This window comes from Aquibium pacificum (genome assembly GCF_040839445.1).
Classification (GTDB): Bacteria; Pseudomonadota; Alphaproteobacteria; order Rhizobiales; family Rhizobiaceae; genus Aquibium; species Aquibium pacificus.
Window position 1 is genome coordinate 395607 of record NZ_JBDPGJ010000005.1, and the last position, 16121, is coordinate 411727.

Consider the following 16121-nt stretch of genomic DNA (forward strand, 5'->3'; position numbering starts at 1 on the left):
TCCGAACCGCCACCGCGCCGCCCGGCCCGCCCGACTTTCGCGGCCGACGGAGAACGCTGCGCGCGACCTCCCCCTGCATGCCCCGGCCGCTTCGCGGCGCGGGGACGCTCCCGCTTGCCCTCCCCATCCCAGTTTCCCGTCCCTCCGGAACACCCCGCGACCCGGCGCGTTGCGGCTGACACGCCTTTCCGCTAATCATCCGCCCTTCGACAAACGGAAAACCCGCCCGCCGATGAGCATCCAGGAGTCCATCCGCAACGCGCTGGTCCCCGTCCACCGGGAGGGCTGGCCTTTCGTCGCCGCCTTTGCGGGCGCGTCGATCATCCTCGGAGTGTTTTCCACCAGCCTGTTCTGGATCGGTATGATCCTCACCGCTTGGTGCGCCTATTTCTTCCGCGATCCCGAGCGCGTGACGCCGGTCGACGACCGGCTCGTTATCAGCCCGGCGGACGGCATCGTCTCGGCCGTCGGCCCGGCCGTGCCGCCGCGTGAACTGGGCCTCGGCGAGGCCGAGATGCTGCGCATCTCCGTCTTCATGAACGTGTTTTCCTGCCACGTGAACCGCTCGCCCGTGCGCGGCCGCATCACCCGCATCGAGCATCGTGCCGGAAAGTTCCTGAACGCCGAACTGGACAAGGCGAGCCAGGAGAACGAGCGCAACGGCATCGTCATCGACAGCCCCAATGGTCAGGTTGCGACGGTGCAGATCGCCGGGCTGGTGGCGCGGCGCATCCTCTGCTTCGTCGAGGAGGCGACGAACGTCTCTGTCGGCGACCGCATCGGCCTGATCCGCTTCGGCTCGCGCGTCGACGTCTTCCTGCCGGCCGGCGCGGTGGCAAAAGTCTTCCAGGGCCAGACGGCCATCGCCGGTGAAACGGTGGTCGCCGAGTTCGGCGGCCGGGCGACGCCCCTGATGCGGGTGATCTGAGCGGATGGCGGACGATCCGAAACCCGCCGACGGCAAGCCCGAAGGCGACGGCCGCGGCCCGCGCTTCCGCGAGATCCCCCTGCGCATGGTCATGCCCAACCTGGTCACCGTGCTGGCGATCTGCGCCGGGCTGACGGGCGTGCGGCTCGCCTTCGAGCAGCGCATCGAGATGGCCGTCGCCATGGTGCTGCTCGCCGCCTTCCTCGACGGCGTCGACGGCCGCGTGGCGCGGGCGCTGAAGGCGACGTCGAAGTTCGGCGCCGAGATGGATTCGCTGGCCGATATCGTCAATTTTGGTGTGGCGCCCGGCCTCGTGCTCTATGCCTTCGTGCTCGACCAGACCGGCTCGCCGGGCTGGATCGCGGCGCTTCTCTTCGCCATCGCCTGCGGCCTGCGGCTCGCGCGTTTCAACGTCATGGCCCCGCCGCCGGAGAAGGCCAACTGGCGCTCGGGCTATTTCGTCGGCGTGCCGGCACCGGCGGGGGCGATGCTCGTGCTCCTGCCTGCCTATCTCGGCTTCCTCGGCATGGAACTGACGCCCGGCTTCGCCTGGTTCGCCTGCGGCTTCACCATCCTCGTCGCCTTCCTGCTGGTAAGCCGCATTCCCCTGTGGTCGGGCAAGAACATGGGCCGCGTGCGCAGCGACCTGATGTTGCCGCTGATCCTGGTGATCCTCCTCTACGTGCTCCTCCTGGTGAATTATCCCTGGCAGGCCATGTCGGTGACCGCGATCGGCTATCTGGTCTTCATCCCGCTGAGCTGGATGTCCTATCGCCGGCGCGAGAAGGAGGAGGCGGGCTCGCTCGATGGCGGCTGACCTCGGATTTCCCTTTCGGCGACGGGGCGGGGTCGTCCGATGCCCCGCTGGAATACAGTCGAAAGACACCATTTCATCTAAGGAGAGTTTGCAATGACCGTACGCCGCATCGAGCCGGGCAAGCGCATGAGCCAGGCCGTCATCCACAACGGCACCGTCTATCTCGCCGGCCAGGTCGGGACCCCCGGTAAGCCGGTGGCGGAACAGACGAAGGAAGTGCTCGCCTCGATCGATCGCCTGCTGGCGGAAGCCGGAACGGACAAGTCCAAGCTGATCCAGGCAACGATCTGGCTCGCCGACATGCGCGACTTCGCCGCCATGAACGAGGTTTGGGACGCCTGGGTGGTTCCAGCCAACACGCCGGCCCGCGCGACCGGCGAAGCGCGGCTTGCGACAACCCAGCACTTGGTGGAGATCATCATCGTCGCGGCGCTCTGAGCATCGCCGGACTTCCATCCCGTGCGAATTCATGCAAGAAACTGAATGTATGACGCGCCGGCTCGGGAGGAACGCTATGCGGCACGCAACTTTACTGGACCGCCGAACGGTCTTGCGTGGCGGTGCCGTCTTGGCCGCCGCCGCGCTCGGAGCCTGGCCGCGCGTGGCATCGGCCCTCGGCAGGATCGAGACCGGGGAGGGGGAACTGACCGTCGTCAGCGACGGACATCTCTCGCTTCCCATGAGTTTCTCCTTCCCCGACGTCGACAAGACGGAACTGGAAGCGATTCTCGCTGGCCACGGCCTTCCCGCCGACGCCAACAATCCGGACTGCAACGTCACGTTCCTGCGTCGCGGCGACAGGCTGGCGATCTTCGACGTCGGTTCGGGCCCGAATTTCATGCCGAGCGCCGGCAAGCTTATCGAGAACCTGGGCGAGGCCGGCATCGATCCCTCCGAGGTCACGGACGTGATCTTCACCCATGCCCATCCGGACCACATCTGGGGCCTCGTCGACGATTTCGACGAACTGGTCTTCCCCGATGCCGCCTACCGCATGGGTTCGGCGGAATGGGATTTCTGGCGCGCGCCGGGCACGCTCGACGCGATGCCGGAGGAGCGCAAGACCTTCGTCGTCGGCGCCAGGAGCCGCATGGCATTCATCGAGGACCGGATCGAGTTGTTCGAACCCGGCGCGGAGATCCTGCCGGGCGTCGAGGCGGTCGGGACGCCGGGCCACACGCCCGGCCACATGTCGTTCATGATCCATGGCGGCGCCGAACCGGTCTTCATCACGGGGGATGCCATCACCCATGTGGCCATTTCCTTTGCGCGGCCCGACTGGCCGTCCGGCAGTGATCAGGACAGGGAACTCGGCGCCCGCACGCGCGTCGCGCTGATGGACCGCCTCGCGTCGGAAAGGGCGCGCATCGTCGGCTTCCACCTCCCGCATCCGGGGATCGGCTTCGTGGAGCGGGAAGGCGGCGCGTACCGGTTCGCCGCCGGCTGAGGCTCTATTCGGCCGGGCGTCCGGGATAGCTCCGGAAGATCGCCAGCGGCGAGCCTTCGATGAGATAGGCAAGGCCCATCCGCGCGCCGACGGCGATCGAGACCATGACGATCGGCGCCGATACGGCCAGCACCGAGACGGCCGTGACTCCCTGGCCGATCGTGCAGCCCATGGCGAACACGCCGCCCGTGCCCATCAGGAACCCTCCGGCGATGTGGCGGCCGAGTTCGCGCGCGTCGTCGCAGGCTTCCCAGCGCACGTCGCGTCGGCGCCAGGCGCAGACCGCCGCGCCCGCGACCACGCCCAGAACCAGGCCCACGCCGTAGTCCGGCAGGACGCCGGTGAAGGCGACGAACTGCAGGATCGCGTCGCCGACCGGCACCACGAAGGATCCGGCCTCGATCTGCACGGGATCGAATGAGTTGCGGTAGGCAAGTGTCGTGGCGAACCAGCCGAAGGCGATCGCCGCGCCGATCACCCCGCCCACCGCGATCCGCGCGCCTTGCCGGCGGAAGCCGCCATCCCGGAAGACCCACCAGAACATTACCGCGGCGGCGGCGAGGAAGATCGGCCACCGCAGGTCCGCGCCGGCAAGCGCGGAGACGATCGCGCCGAGCGACTGGTCGCCCGCGAAGGAGAGGTCGAGTGCGAGGTCGTCCACCACCAGCACGCGGCCCTGTGCGACGATGCCGCGCTGGGCCGCGAGCGCGGAGAGGCCGAGCACGACGAGCACGACGAGCGATCTCAGGCTGCCACCGCCAAGCCGCACCAGCGCGCCGAAGCCGCAGGTGCCCACCAGCGCCATGCCGAAGCCGAAGGCAAGGCCGCCGACGATCGCGCCGGTCGGGGCAAAGCTCGGCGCGAGGTAGAAGCTCGCCGAGACGTCGGCATACCCGGCCGCGACCAGCGCCTGCGTAAGAACGAGGGCGACCGCGGCGGCCAGGACCCACGTGCGCAGGCCGCCGCTGTCGGCGGCATACCAGTGGCGCTCCAGCGCCGACATCGTGCAGAAATGCTGCCGCCGCGCCGCAAAGCCCATGACGAAGCCCGCCACCAATCCGGCAAGCGACAGGAACCAGGGCGAGCCTGCCAGTTCCGTCATCCTCTCCTCCCGCGGGCTCCAGAGGCGTCCCGCTTCCTCCCGTTCCGCCGCCGCGCGGGCGCGGTCACTCCTTCTTGCGCACGGGCGCGCAGAAGAGCGTGTAGAGCGTCTCGATGATCGACGAGACCTCCGCGCTGGCGATGGAATAGTAGACGACCCGCCCTTCGCGGCGGGTGTTCACGAGTCTGTCGAAGCGCAGCCGGGCAAGCTGCTGGGAAACCGCGGCCTGGGGCATGTCCATGATCTGTTCGAGTTCGGAAACGGACTTTTCGCCCTCGGCCAGCAGGCACAGGATCAGGAGTCGGCTCTCGTGCGACAACGCTTTCAGGAGGTCGCTGGCCTTGCGGGCCTGCTCCAGCAGTTCGTTGAGACCGGCCGGATGCGGTCCAGGCTCGAGGTTCGGCAGGCTCATGCCGCGTCTCCGGGTCGTTTCAATTCGATGTCTCTTGCGGAAGCTTCGCGATCATCTGGTCGAGAAGGTACCAGAAAAACTCGTCGCCCGGATAGCCGCGCAGCCGGTCGATCTCGCGGCCGTCCTCGATCAGGACGAAAGTGGGCGTGAAGCGCTCCTTCGCGACGAAATCGAGATCGCTCGGCCATTCCTGCGTGATGTCGACGCGCCGCAACGGTGCTCGCCGACCTTCGTCAGTATTCGGATAGCCTGGCGCGATTTCAGCATTGAAGCGCGCGCACCAGGGGCAGCCGGGTTGCTCCAGCATCAACAGTTCTGCCGCGCCGAGCGGCGTGACGCCGCACGGCAAGACGATCAAGGCGATTTGCGCCACGGCGCGAAGAAAGCTCATCCAGCCGCTCTATTCCCTTTGCAACATATAGAATAATACGAATATATTGCCAGCGAAATCGCGCGGGAATCCCGTTGGCGGGAATCTGCGCAGGGAGGAGACACAATGCTGGATGTCAGCGTCTGGGGCGCATTTCTTGCCGGACTGCTGTCGTTCGTGTCGCCCTGCGTGCTCCCGCTGGTTCCCCCCTATCTTGCCTGGTTGGCGGGCGTCAGTTTCGAGGAATTGAAGGACGACAGCGCCGGGGTGGCGCAGAAACGCAGGATCGTCCTTGCGGCGGTCGCCTTCGTGCTCGGCTTCACCACTGTCTTCGTCGGGCTCGGCGCCACTGCGAGCGTCGTCGGCAAGACCATTGCGCAGTATTTCGACACGCTGTCGATCATCGCCGGCATCATCATTATAATCATGGGCCTGCATTTCCTCGGGGTCTTCCGCATCGGGCTGCTGTATCGCGAGGCGCGCGTGCAGGTGAACCGGAAGCCGGTGGGCCTGCTCGGCGCCTACGTGATCGGTCTCGCCTTCGCCTTTGGATGGACACCTTGCGTCGGCCCGGTTCTGGCCGCGATCCTGTTCGTCGCCGGATCGGAGGGCACCGCCGCCCGCGGGGCGATGCTGCTTGCCACCTATTCGCTCGGCATCGGCATCCCGTTCATTCTCGCCGCGCTCTTCGCCAGCCGCTTCCTCGCCTGGGCGGCAAGGTTCCGGCGCCATATGCACAAGGTGGAGATGGCCATGGGCGCTCTTCTGGTCATAACCGGCGTGCTGTTCATCACCGGACAGATGGCGACGCTGTCCTACTGGCTGCTGGAGACTTTTCCCGTCTTCCAGTCGATCGGATGAGAGGAATTCCCGTCATGCTGAAGAAACTGCTCCCCGCCTTCGCCTTCGTGGTCTTGTTGTTGCTGCCCGCACAGGCGGAGATTGGCGAGGACGGGCTCCACAAGGAGGACTGGTTCGCACTGACCTTCCGTGATGTGGGCGAGGATATCGCCGCCGCCGCGGAGCAGGGCAAACGGCTGGCCATCGTGTTCGAGCAGCGCGGCTGCATCTACTGCGCCAAGATGCATGAGGAACTGCTCTCGGACCCGGAGGTGCGCGACTTCATCAAGGTGCATTTCATGGTCGTGCAATACAACATGTTCGGCGACGAGGAGGTTACCGATCTCGATGGGGAGGTACTGACCGAGAAGACCGCGGCGCGCAAATGGGGCTTCGTGTTCACCCCGACGATCGCGTTCCTTCCCGAGGCGGCGCCGGAGGGCAAGACCGTGTCCGAAGCGGCCGTGGCAGTGATGCCCGGCGCCTTCGGGAAATGGACCTTCCTCAACATGTTCCGCTGGGTGTCGGAGAAGGGCTACGAGGGCGAGGAGCATTTCCAGAAGTACCATGCGCGGATCATTCAGGACCTGCGTGCGCAGGGCCGCCTTGACGCGGAATGAGAAAGAACGGACGAGGCTTGAACGATTTGTGCTCGACACATTCAAAAAAACCTATTTATGAATTGATCGGGACGAGCCGAACGTCTAATGTGGTTCAAGGGAGAGTGGAGCGGGATCGAACCCGCTCCCGGTGAAGTGGAGGAAGAGGCGCCTATGTTTGGGGGAAGAAAGCTGCTGGCCGCGTCGATCGCGGTCGCCGTCACGCTACCGGTTCTGGCGGCCGAGACCGCGCCTGCCGACGTCGCGTTCGACGATCTTTCGGTGACTGCCTCGCTGACCGGCGCGCCGGGCAATCCGGAGGAAGGCGCCAAGGTCTTCAAGAATCGCTCGCTCGGCAACTGTCTAGCTTGCCACGTAAACGCGGACATGCCCAACGACCTGTTCCAGGGCAATGTCGGGCCGGAGATGAACGGCGTGGCCGGCCGCTGGTCGCCGGAAGAATTGCGCGCCATCATCGTCGATTCCAAGAAGGTCTTTGGCGAACAGACCGTCATGCCGGGATTCTATTCTCTCGACGTCGGCGTGAACGTGCGAAAGGATCTGGTCGGCAAGACCATCCTGACGGCACAGCAGGTCGAGGACGTCGTGGCCTATCTCGGTACCCTCAAGGAATAGTTGGAAACGCAGGGAGAACCCGCATGAACATCAACAGACGCCAGGCGCTAGGGCTTGCGGCGGGCGCGGCCGCCATCCCCTTCATAGGCCTGGGCGCGCAGCCGGCGTTTGCCGCCGCCGCCGAAGCAGAGCAGCGCATCATGGAATTTACCGGCGGAAAGACGCCGGAAACGGGCAAGATCACGCTGACCGCGCCCGAAATTGCCGAAAACGGCAACACCGTTCCGGTGTCCGTTTCGGTCGAGAGCGCGATGGAAGGCGACGATCTGGTCGAATCCGTCATGATCGTGGCCGATGGCAATCCGAACCCGGCGGTCGCGACCTTCCACTTCACGCCGATGAGCGGGGAGGCGGCCGCAACCTCGCGCATGCGGCTGGCGCAGACCCAGAACGTCATCGCCGTGGCCCGGATGAAGGACGGCTCGGTGTTCATGGACAAGAAGCTGGTCAAGGTGACCATCGGCGGCTGCGGCGGCTGACCGGACAGGGAAACGACGAACATGGCTACTGCAAAACCACGCGTGAAGCTTCCGAAGTCCGCCAGCGCGGGCGAGGTCATCACCATCAAGACGCTGATCAGCCACACGATGGAATCCGGTCAGCGCAAAGACAAGGATGGCAACGTCATCCCGCGCCAGATCATCAACAAGTTCACCTGCGAGTTCAACGGACAGACGGTGTTCACCTGTGACATCGACCCCGCGATCTCGGCCAATCCCTATTTCGAATTCACGGCCAAGGTGCCCGAGAGCGGTACGTTCAAGTTCACCTGGGTGGACGATGACGGGTCGGTCTACACTGACGAACAGGCCATCGAGATCAAGTAGGGCGGCGCAACGGCGGCGATGCGCCGGCGGCCAGGTACCGGGAATGGGAGGGGACAACGTGAAAAGAAAAATGACCGCCATCGGGCTTTCGGCGCTGGTGATCGCAGGCCTCGGCCTGCCGGCCCAGGCCGATCCGGTCGACGATACGCTGGAGATCGATGGCAAGCCCATGATCACCGTGGCGCCTGCGCCCGAGGGACATCCTTTCGATAAGGTCTATTCCGGATGGCTCTTCCGCGAGCCGGAAACGCGTTCCGTCGAGGCCGACTCGTTCGAAAATCCCGGCATGTTGGCGGTCGAACTCGGAGAGACGATCTGGAATACGGTGGATGGCACGGCCGGCAAATCCTGCGCATCGTGCCATGACGACGCGGCGCAAAGCATGTCGGGCGTCGGCGCCCGCTATCCGAAGTGGGACGCTGATTCGGGCAAGCCGATCAACGTCGAACTGATGATCAACAAGTGCCGCACCGAGAACATGGGCGCGGAAGCCTACAAATTCGACCAGGAAGAGCAGAAGGCGCTCACCACCTTCATCAAGCACCAGTCGCTCGGAGAACCGGTGAAGCTGGACCTGGCCGAGGGCGACATGCAGAGCTGGTGGGATCGCGGCAAGGAGGTCTATTACACGCGCACAGGGCAGCTGAACCTTGCGTGCGCCTCCTGCCACGAGGCAATCATGGGCAAGAACATCCGTGCCGACCATCTGAGCCAGGGACAGGTCAACGGCTTTCCGACCTACCGCTTCAACACGGGCGGCATGGTGTCGCTGCACAACCGTTTCCGCGGCTGCATCCGCGACACGCGCGCCGAGTTTCCGGCCGCCTTCTCGGACGAACTCATGGCGCTCGAAGTCTACGTGACTTGGCGCGGCACCGGCCTTTCGGTCGAGACGCCGGCAGTCCGCCAGTAGCGGGCGGGAGCGGCAAGCTCCTCCCGCAACGCACGATATACGCTCTGCCCGGTTCTCTCCGCCGTCCGCGACGGCGGACCGGGCATTCCTTTGCCGGAGGCAACCGAGATGTTTACCCGCCGCGAATTCCTGATGGCCACGGCCGCGCTTTCGGCAATCGCAGGGCCGGGCATGAACGGACGCTGGTCCCGCGCGTCCGCCCAGCAGCGCCTGAGCGAAGCCGATCTTCTGGATTTCGAGAGCTACGGCAACGTGACGCTCGTGCACCTGACCGACATCCATGCCCAGCTGGTGCCGGTTTACTTTCGAGAGCCGTCGATCAATCTCGGCGTCGGGACGGCCGCGGGTCTGCCGCCGCATGTCACGGGCGCCGATTTCCTCAAGCTTTACGGAATCGAGCCGGGCAGTCCCGCCGCCTACGCGCTGACCTCGGAAGACTATGTCGCGCTTGCCCGAACCTACGGAAAGATGGGCGGGTTGGACCGCATCGCGACGATCGTGAAGCGCATCCGCGCCGAGCGGGGCGACGGTATGCTGCTGCTCGACGGCGGCGACACATGGCAGGGTAGCTACACCTCGCTGCAGACCGCCGGGCAGGACATGGTCGATGCAATGAACGCGCTGTCGCCTGACGCGATGACGGGGCACTGGGAGTTCACCTACGGCGCCGACCGCGTCCAGGAGATCATCGACGGCCTGCCGTTCGCGTTCCTCGGCGGCAACATCTACGACGCCGAGTGGAACGAGCCGGCCTTCGACGCCTACAAGGTCTTCGAACGGGGCGGGGTCAGGATCGCCGTGCTCGGCCAAGCCTTCCCCTACACGCCCATCGCCAACCCGAGGTGGATGTTTCCGAACTGGTCGTTCGGTATCCGCGAGGAGGATGTCGCCAGCAACGTCGAGGCGGCACGCGCCGATGGCGCCGACCTGATCGTGCTGCTGTCGCACAATGGCTTCGACGTCGACCGGAAGCTGGCGGCGCGGGTTCCCGGCATCGACGTCATCCTGACCGCCCACACGCACGATGCGCTGCCGGAACCGGTGGTCGTCGGCAAGACACTGCTGATCGCCTCGGGCTCTCACGGCAAGTTCGTCACGAGGCTCGATCTCGATGTCGGCGGCGGCGAGATGAAGGGGTTCCGCCACAGGCTGATCCCCGTCTTCTCCGACGTGATCGCGCCGGATGCCGACATGACGCGGCTCGTCGGGGACCTGCGTGCGCCGTTCGAAGCCGAACTGAAGCGGGAACTGGCGACGACCGAGACGCTGCTCTACCGGCGTGGCAACTTCAACGGCACCTTCGACGACATGATCTGTCAGGCGCTCCTGGACGTGCGCGAGGCCGACATCGCGCTGTCGCCCGGCTTCAGGTGGGGGACGTCGGTCTTGCCGGGCCAGACGATCACGACCGAGGACCTCTACAACGCCTGCGGCATGACGTACCCCGCCGCCTACCGCTCGATGATGACCGGCCAGATGCTGAAGGACATCCTCGAGGACGTCGCCGACAATCTGTTCAATCCCGATCCCTATTACCAGCAGGGCGGCGACATGGTGCGTGTGGGCGGCATGGGGTACTCCATCAATCCCGATGCCGCGATGGGCAGCCGGATTTCGTCGATGACCATGCTCAAGACCGGCGAAGCGGTCGATCCGGCGAAGGAATATGCGGTTGCCGGCTGGGCTTCGATCAACGAAGCCACCGAAGGCCCTCCGATTTGGGACGTGGTCGAAACCTGGCTCGCCGCCAACCCGATCGTCTCCCTGCCCGAGAACAGGTCGGTCAAGATCATCGGCTGAAAAACCGTCGACGCGGGTCGATTCCGGTTCGACAAAGCCGGATTCGCATGATACATAGAAATAATCGAATGTATCTATGCATCCGCTGTCCGGGAGGAGCCGATGGCGAAAAACGACGATCCGGCGCACAAATCGACGCGCAGAAGTTTCCTGAAGGCCGGACTGACAGGCGGCGCCGCCTTGGCCGCGGCCGGCGTGTCGGGCAGGGCCGGCGCGGCCGGCGACCCGCTGATCACCGAAATCCAGGACTGGAACCGCTATTCGGGTGACGGCGTCGACAGCCGCCCATACGGACATCCATCCGAATTCGAGAGCCAAGTCGTCCGACGCAACGTCGCCTGGCTCACGGCCGATCCGATCTCCTCGGTGAATTTCACGCCACTGCACGAACTCGACGGCATCATCACACCGAACGGGCTCTGCTTCGAGCGCCATCATTCCGGCATCGCCGAGATCGCGCCGCAGGATCATCGGCTCATGGTGCACGGCCTGGTCGACACGCCGCTGGTCTTCACCATGGCAGACCTGATGCGGTTTCCGCGCGAGAACCGGATCTATTTCCTCGAATGCGCCGCCAATTCCGGCATGGAATGGCGCGGCGCCCAGCTCAACGGCTGCCAGTTCACGCACGGCATGCTCCACTGCGTCATGTACACCGGCGTGCGGCTGCGCCACCTCCTGGAGGAGGCGGGCGTCAAGGCGAGCGGCACCTGGCTTCTCGCCGAAGGGGCCGACGCCTCCGGCATGGCGCGCTCGATCCCGATGGAAAAGGCGCTCGACGATTGCCTGGTCGCGTTCCGCCAGAACGGCGAGGCACTGCGGCCGGAGCAGGGCTATCCGGTGCGGCTCGTCGTTCCCGGCTGGGAAGGCAACATGTGGGTGAAATGGCTGCGCCGACTCGAGGTGGGCGATGCACCCTGGGAACTGCGCGAGGAAACGTCGAAATACACCGACCTCTTGGCCAACGGAAAGGCGCGGCGCCATACCTTCGCGATGGACGTGAAGTCTGTCATCACCAGCCCCAGCCCGCAGGCGCCGATCACTCACGGCAAGGGCCGTACGGTGCTGACGGGCCTGGCATGGTCCGGCAACGGCACGATCAAAAGGGTCGACGTGACGATCGACGGCGGCCGCAACTGGCATACGGCGCGGCTGGACGGACCGAGCCTGCCCAAGGCGCTCCATCGCTTCTACCACGAGTTCGACTGGGACGGCTCGGAACTGTTCCTTCAGTCCCGCGCCATCGACGAGCAGGGCCTGATCCAGCCGACGAAGGATGAACTGCGGGCCGCGCGGGGCGAGAACTCGATCTACCACAACAACGGCATCCAGACCTGGCATGTCGGCAAGGACGGAACTGTCGAGAATGTCGAGATATCGTGATGCAGTGATCGCGGCGTTGGCCGTCCTCGTGGCTCTGGCTGGCGCGCCGGCGCAGGCGCAGGACGCGGCGGCCGGGGAGAAGGTGTTCAACAAGTGCAAGGCATGCCATGCGGTGGGGGAGGGTGCCAAGCACAAGGTCGGCCCGCAACTGAACGGCGTGTTCGGACGCACCGCCGGAACGGCCGAGGGCTACAAGTACTCCAATTCCATGGCCGAAGCGGGCGCGGGCGGTCTCGTGTGGAGCCACGAGACGATCGCCGAATATCTCGCCAATCCCCGCGGTTACGTGAAGGGCAACAAGATGGCCTTCGCGGGGTTGAAGAAGGACGAGGAGATCGCCAACGTCATCGCCTATCTGGAGACCTTCTCGGAGCCGGAAAAAGAAGCGAAGGATACCGCCTCCCCGCCGGCCGCGCCTGCGGAGGCGAAGGCGCAAGCCGGATCGGCCGGTTCCTCCGGCACGGAGCCGCAGCCGCCTGAACAGCGGAGCGCGGGGACGGTCTTCCATCTCGGCCGCGCCGCGACGCCCGACGAGATCGCCGCCTGGGACATCGACGTGCGCCCGGACGGCAAGGGCTTGCCCGAGGGCAGGGGAACCGTGATGCAGGGCGAGGGTATCTACACGGAACGCTGCGCGGCATGCCACGGCGACTTCGGCGAGGGTATCGGCCGATGGCCCGTACTGGCGGGTGGACAGGGCTCGCTGAAGGCGGAGCGGCCCGAGAAGACCATCGGCTCCTACTGGCCTCATCTTTCGACCGTATACGACTACGTCAACCGTGCGATGCCCTTCGGCGACGCGCGCGGTTTCACCAGCGACGAGCTATACGCCCTCACGGCGTATCTGCTCTACCTCAACGACGTCGTGACGGATGAGCAGTTCGAACTCTCGAACGAGAATTTCGAGACGGTGAAGATGCCGAACGAAGCGAACTTCATCGAGGACGACCGGCTTTCCGAACCGCACTATGCGGACCGGAAGGAACCCTGCATGACCGATTGCCGGCCGGGCACGCCGACGATAACCATGCATGCGGCCGTTCTCGACGTCACGCCCGACAACGACGAGGAAGGCGGCGGCGGTATCGACTAGCGTGCGCCGGTATCGGCCGCGCACGAGGTTCTGGGAGGAGCCGTGCTGCAGCGACCAAGGGGGTCTTGTGCGGGCATTCTTGTCCTGGCGGTGATTGCGCAGGCCCTCTCGAATTTTGCCTTACCCGCCCACGCGACCAGCGGGGACGTGACGCCAGAAGGAGCCGCGCTGCTCGAGGCGGAAGCGCTGACGACCGAAATCCTCTCGCTCGACGGAGATCCCACATTCGGAGAGTATCTCGGCGGCGCGTGCGTGACCTGTCACCAGACGTCCGGCCACAGCGACGGGATCCCGGCGATCGTGGGCCTGCCGACCGACTACACTGTCCAGGCGCTGGTCGAATACAAGCTGGGCCTGCGCGAGAATCCGGTCATGCGGCTGATGACCGAAAGGCTGTCCAACGAGGAGATTGCCGCGCTGGCCGAATGGCTTGGCACCATGGACGTGGACTGAACGGACTACCTGGGAGTTCCGGCAAGCAGAAACATACAGGGAGGAAGACATGACCGGACTGAACAGACGGCATTTCGCACTCATGCTGGGCGCAGGCACGGCGGCGCTCTCGATGCCCGCCTATCTCCGCGCACAGGAAAAACCGAGCGTGGTGGTGATCGGCGGCGGCGCGGGCGGAGCGACGGTGGCGAAATACGTCGCGAAGGATTCCGCAGGCGCGGTCGACGTGGTGCTTGTCGAGGACAGCGACACCTTCACCACCTGTTTCTTCTCCAATCTCTATCTCGGCGGGTTTCGCGATTTTGGATCGATCACCCATACCTACGACCAGCTCCAGTCGACCTATGGAATTAGGAAGGTCACCGGAAGGGCGACGTCGGTCGACCGGGAAGGGAAGATCGTCACCATGGCCGACGGATCGACCATTCCTTACGATCGGCTCGTGCTCTCGCCGGGTATAGACCTCGTGTGGGATTCGGTGCCGGGCTACTCGGAGGAAGCCGCCCAGAGAGCTCCGCACGCCTGGCAGGCCGGACCCCAGACGCAGTTGCTGCGCGAAAGGCTCGATGCGTTGGCGGACGGCGACAACATCGTGATGGTTGCGCCGCCGAACCCCTATCGCTGCCCCCCTGGGCCCTACGAGCGGGTTTCGATGATGGCGCACGTCATGAAATCGAAGGGTTTTGCGAATTCGCGGATCTTCGTGCTCGACCCGAAGGACAAGTTTTCCAAGCAGGGCCTGTTCCAGGCCGGCTGGGAAAAGCACTATCCGGGAATGGTCGAATGGTACGGGCCGGACGTTCACGGCGGCATCAAGATGGTCGACGCGGCCGCGGGTACCGTCGAGACCGACTTCGACACCTTCTCGGGCGCTCTGCTCAACATCATTCCGGCGCAGAAAGCCGGTGCGATCGCGTCGGCCGCGGGGCTGACCAACGACAGCGGGTATTGTCCCATCGATGCCGCCTCAATGCGCTCGACCATGGACGAGGCGGTCTACGTCATCGGCGACGCATCGATCGCGGGAGACATGCCGAAGTCGGGATTCTCGGCAAACAGCCAGGCCAAGGTGGCAGCGATGAACATCCGCGCGGACCTAACCGGGTCCAGGGCGTTTCCGGCGAAATACTCGAACACCTGCTGGTCGCTGATCGGCACGGACGACGGGGTCAAGGTCGGGGCGCAGTATGAGCCGCAGGAAGGCAAGATCGCGTCGGTCACGAGCTTCATCAGCCAGGCGGACGAGGACGCAGCTCTTCGCAAGGCAACCTACGACGAATCGCTCGGCTGGTACGCAGGGATCGTCGCGGACATGTTTTCCTGAACCGCGGCGCGCGCTGCGGATTTCCGCCGCTGCTACTCCGCAGCGGCGGGGAAGGCTCCATGCGCCCGGTCGGTTGAAACAGCCGGCCGGCGGCCATCGATCAGCCGGTCCGCAACCGCCGCGCTGGCCACCATGGACGCCAGTCCGAGCAGAGACGTGACGGCCAGTACCGATCCGCCTGTGAAGCCGGCTCCGATGGTGCAGCCGACGGCGAGGATGCCGCCGAAGCCCATCAGCGCCGCGCCGAGCGCGTAACGCAGCACCGAAGGCGTACCCGGCTCCGAGAAGGTGGCGATGCGGAACTGCCGGAACGCCACCGCGGCGACGAAGGCGCCGACCAGGATGCCGATGAGCAGGCCCTGGTCGAGCCCGGCCGCGGCCTCCGTTCCCGTGCCGAGGCCGATGGTGGTGGCGAGCGGGCGGACGTAGGAAAGGCTCTCGGCCTGGATCGGCTCGAAAACCTGCAGCGACAATTGCCAGGTGAAGTACCACCCGCCGACGATAGTGAGGCCGACGATCATGCCGCCGACCAAACGCGCCGGGGAAAGGCGCGTGGAGATGGCGAGCGCGAGAGCCGCGGCTGCGAGTACGACGCCGATCGCCACGCCTCCGATGCGGTCCAGCCCTGCATGGGCAAGCAGGTCGTTGCCGCCGATCGCGGCCGAACTCCAAATGCCGCCGATCGCATCGCGGGCGGGAACGAGAAAGCCGTCAAAGGTGGCGAGTGCGAAGACCGCGAGGATCACCAGCGTGAAAAGCGCGCGCAGATTTCCCGAGGCGCCGAGGACGAGAAGACGCGACACGCAGCCGCGCGCGAGCACCATGCCCAGGCCGAACAGCGCGCCGCCGATCAGCGCACCCGACAGGCTCTGCGGGGTGGAGAAGAATCGGGTCTCGGTGACTTCGATCGAACCGGTGTAGAGGAGGAGTTGCACGCCGAGGACGGCGGCGGCGAACCCGGCGGCCCAGGTGGCGAGCGCGGCGTTGCCGCGGCCGCGCACCAGGTCGAGAACCGCGGTGCGGGTACAGAAGGCCGTCCGCTGCGCGAAGAAGCCAAACACGAGACCGAGAACCGCGCCACCTGCAAGGGCGGCGCCGTTTTCCCCGACGGCATCAATGAGCGGAACGAGATCCATGGCGGATGAACTCCCAAAGAGCATCCTGATACGCCGTCACA

The 16121-nt window shown here is 65.4% G+C and carries 19 protein-coding genes; 15 read left to right on the forward strand and 4 right to left on the reverse strand.

Annotation, left to right across the window (positions count from 1 at the left end; genetic code table 11):
- Positions 1 to 232: 232 nt before the first annotated feature.
- The 4 genes from ABGN05_RS22325 (at position 233) to ABGN05_RS22340 (ending at position 3192) form a co-directional block, all read left to right on the forward strand.
- Positions 233 to 928, forward strand: coding sequence for a phosphatidylserine decarboxylase (locus tag ABGN05_RS22325; RefSeq protein ID WP_367956254.1), 696 nt, complete (start codon positions 233 to 235; stop codon positions 926 to 928).
- A gap of 4 nt (positions 929 to 932) precedes the next feature.
- Positions 933 to 1745, forward strand: coding sequence for a CDP-diacylglycerol--serine O-phosphatidyltransferase (gene pssA, locus ABGN05_RS22330; RefSeq protein WP_367956255.1), 813 nt, complete (start codon positions 933 to 935; stop codon positions 1743 to 1745).
- Between the two features lie 93 nt (positions 1746 to 1838).
- On the forward strand, positions 1839 to 2183 hold the full coding sequence (locus ABGN05_RS22335) for a RidA family protein (RefSeq protein WP_367956256.1): 345 nt from the start codon (positions 1839 to 1841) through the stop codon (positions 2181 to 2183).
- A gap of 163 nt (positions 2184 to 2346) precedes the next feature.
- Complete coding sequence (locus ABGN05_RS22340; protein WP_367956257.1) at positions 2347 to 3192, forward strand: MBL fold metallo-hydrolase; 846 nt, start codon at positions 2347 to 2349, stop codon at positions 3190 to 3192.
- Between the two features lie 4 nt (positions 3193 to 3196).
- Here ABGN05_RS22340 and ABGN05_RS22345 read toward each other — a convergent pair whose 3' ends face one another.
- From ABGN05_RS22345 to ABGN05_RS22355, 3 genes are all read right to left on the reverse strand, one after another.
- Entirely contained in the window at positions 3197 to 4294 is a 1098-nt protein-coding gene (locus tag ABGN05_RS22345; RefSeq protein ID WP_367956258.1) for a YeeE/YedE family protein, read from the reverse strand.
- Positions 4295 to 4358: 64 nt separating this feature from the next.
- Positions 4359 to 4706, reverse strand: coding sequence for an ArsR/SmtB family transcription factor (locus ABGN05_RS22350; RefSeq protein ID WP_367956259.1), 348 nt, complete (start codon positions 4704 to 4706; stop codon positions 4359 to 4361).
- Between the two features lie 19 nt (positions 4707 to 4725).
- Positions 4726 to 5097, reverse strand: a complete 372-nt coding sequence (locus ABGN05_RS22355; RefSeq protein WP_367956260.1) for a thioredoxin fold domain-containing protein — start codon at positions 5095 to 5097, stop codon at positions 4726 to 4728.
- 105 nt (positions 5098 to 5202) lie between these two features.
- On the opposite strand from ABGN05_RS22355, the gene ABGN05_RS22360 reads away from it, so the two are divergent.
- The 11 genes from ABGN05_RS22360 (at position 5203) to ABGN05_RS22410 (ending at position 14944) form a co-directional block, all read left to right on the forward strand.
- Positions 5203 to 5937, forward strand: coding sequence for a cytochrome c biogenesis CcdA family protein (locus tag ABGN05_RS22360; protein ID WP_367956261.1), 735 nt, complete (start codon positions 5203 to 5205; stop codon positions 5935 to 5937).
- 14 nt (positions 5938 to 5951) lie between these two features.
- On the forward strand, positions 5952 to 6536 hold the full coding sequence (locus ABGN05_RS22365) for a thioredoxin family protein (RefSeq protein ID WP_367956262.1): 585 nt from the start codon (positions 5952 to 5954) through the stop codon (positions 6534 to 6536).
- A gap of 153 nt (positions 6537 to 6689) precedes the next feature.
- Positions 6690 to 7151: a sulfur oxidation c-type cytochrome SoxX gene (soxX, locus tag ABGN05_RS22370; protein ID WP_367956263.1), complete on the forward strand. Its 462-nt coding sequence runs from the start codon at positions 6690 to 6692 to the stop codon at positions 7149 to 7151.
- 23 nt (positions 7152 to 7174) lie between these two features.
- Positions 7175 to 7630 (forward strand): thiosulfate oxidation carrier protein SoxY, encoded by a 456-nt coding sequence (gene soxY, locus ABGN05_RS22375; protein WP_367956264.1) that lies wholly within the window; start codon positions 7175 to 7177, stop codon positions 7628 to 7630.
- 21 nt (positions 7631 to 7651) lie between these two features.
- Complete coding sequence (gene soxZ, locus ABGN05_RS22380) at positions 7652 to 7978, forward strand: thiosulfate oxidation carrier complex protein SoxZ (protein ID WP_367956265.1); 327 nt, start codon at positions 7652 to 7654, stop codon at positions 7976 to 7978.
- 70 nt (positions 7979 to 8048) lie between these two features.
- Positions 8049 to 8891, forward strand: coding sequence for a sulfur oxidation c-type cytochrome SoxA (gene soxA / locus ABGN05_RS22385; protein ID WP_367956464.1), 843 nt, complete (start codon positions 8049 to 8051; stop codon positions 8889 to 8891).
- Positions 8892 to 8999: 108 nt separating this feature from the next.
- Positions 9000 to 10691: a thiosulfohydrolase SoxB gene (gene soxB, locus ABGN05_RS22390; RefSeq protein ID WP_367956266.1), complete on the forward strand. Its 1692-nt coding sequence runs from the start codon at positions 9000 to 9002 to the stop codon at positions 10689 to 10691.
- A 102-nt stretch (positions 10692 to 10793) separates the two neighbouring features.
- Positions 10794 to 12074, forward strand: a complete 1281-nt coding sequence (gene soxC / locus ABGN05_RS22395; RefSeq protein ID WP_367956267.1) for a sulfite dehydrogenase — start codon at positions 10794 to 10796, stop codon at positions 12072 to 12074.
- Complete coding sequence (locus tag ABGN05_RS22400) at positions 12058 to 13167, forward strand: c-type cytochrome (RefSeq protein ID WP_367956268.1); 1110 nt, start codon at positions 12058 to 12060, stop codon at positions 13165 to 13167. Before soxC ends, ABGN05_RS22400 begins: the two co-directional genes overlap by 17 nt.
- A gap of 147 nt (positions 13168 to 13314) precedes the next feature.
- On the forward strand, positions 13315 to 13620 hold the full coding sequence (locus ABGN05_RS22405; RefSeq protein WP_367956269.1) for a c-type cytochrome: 306 nt from the start codon (positions 13315 to 13317) through the stop codon (positions 13618 to 13620).
- A gap of 49 nt (positions 13621 to 13669) precedes the next feature.
- A complete protein-coding gene (locus ABGN05_RS22410) occupies positions 13670 to 14944 on the forward strand; it encodes an FCSD flavin-binding domain-containing protein (protein WP_367956270.1) in 1275 nt (424 codons plus the stop codon).
- Between the two features lie 32 nt (positions 14945 to 14976).
- Here ABGN05_RS22410 and ABGN05_RS22415 read toward each other — a convergent pair whose 3' ends face one another.
- The gene (locus ABGN05_RS22415) at positions 14977 to 16080 is read right to left on the reverse strand and encodes a YeeE/YedE family protein (RefSeq protein WP_367956271.1); all 1104 of its coding nucleotides are present in this window, start codon (positions 16078 to 16080) and stop codon (positions 14977 to 14979) included.
- Positions 16081 to 16121 lie beyond the last annotated feature (41 nt).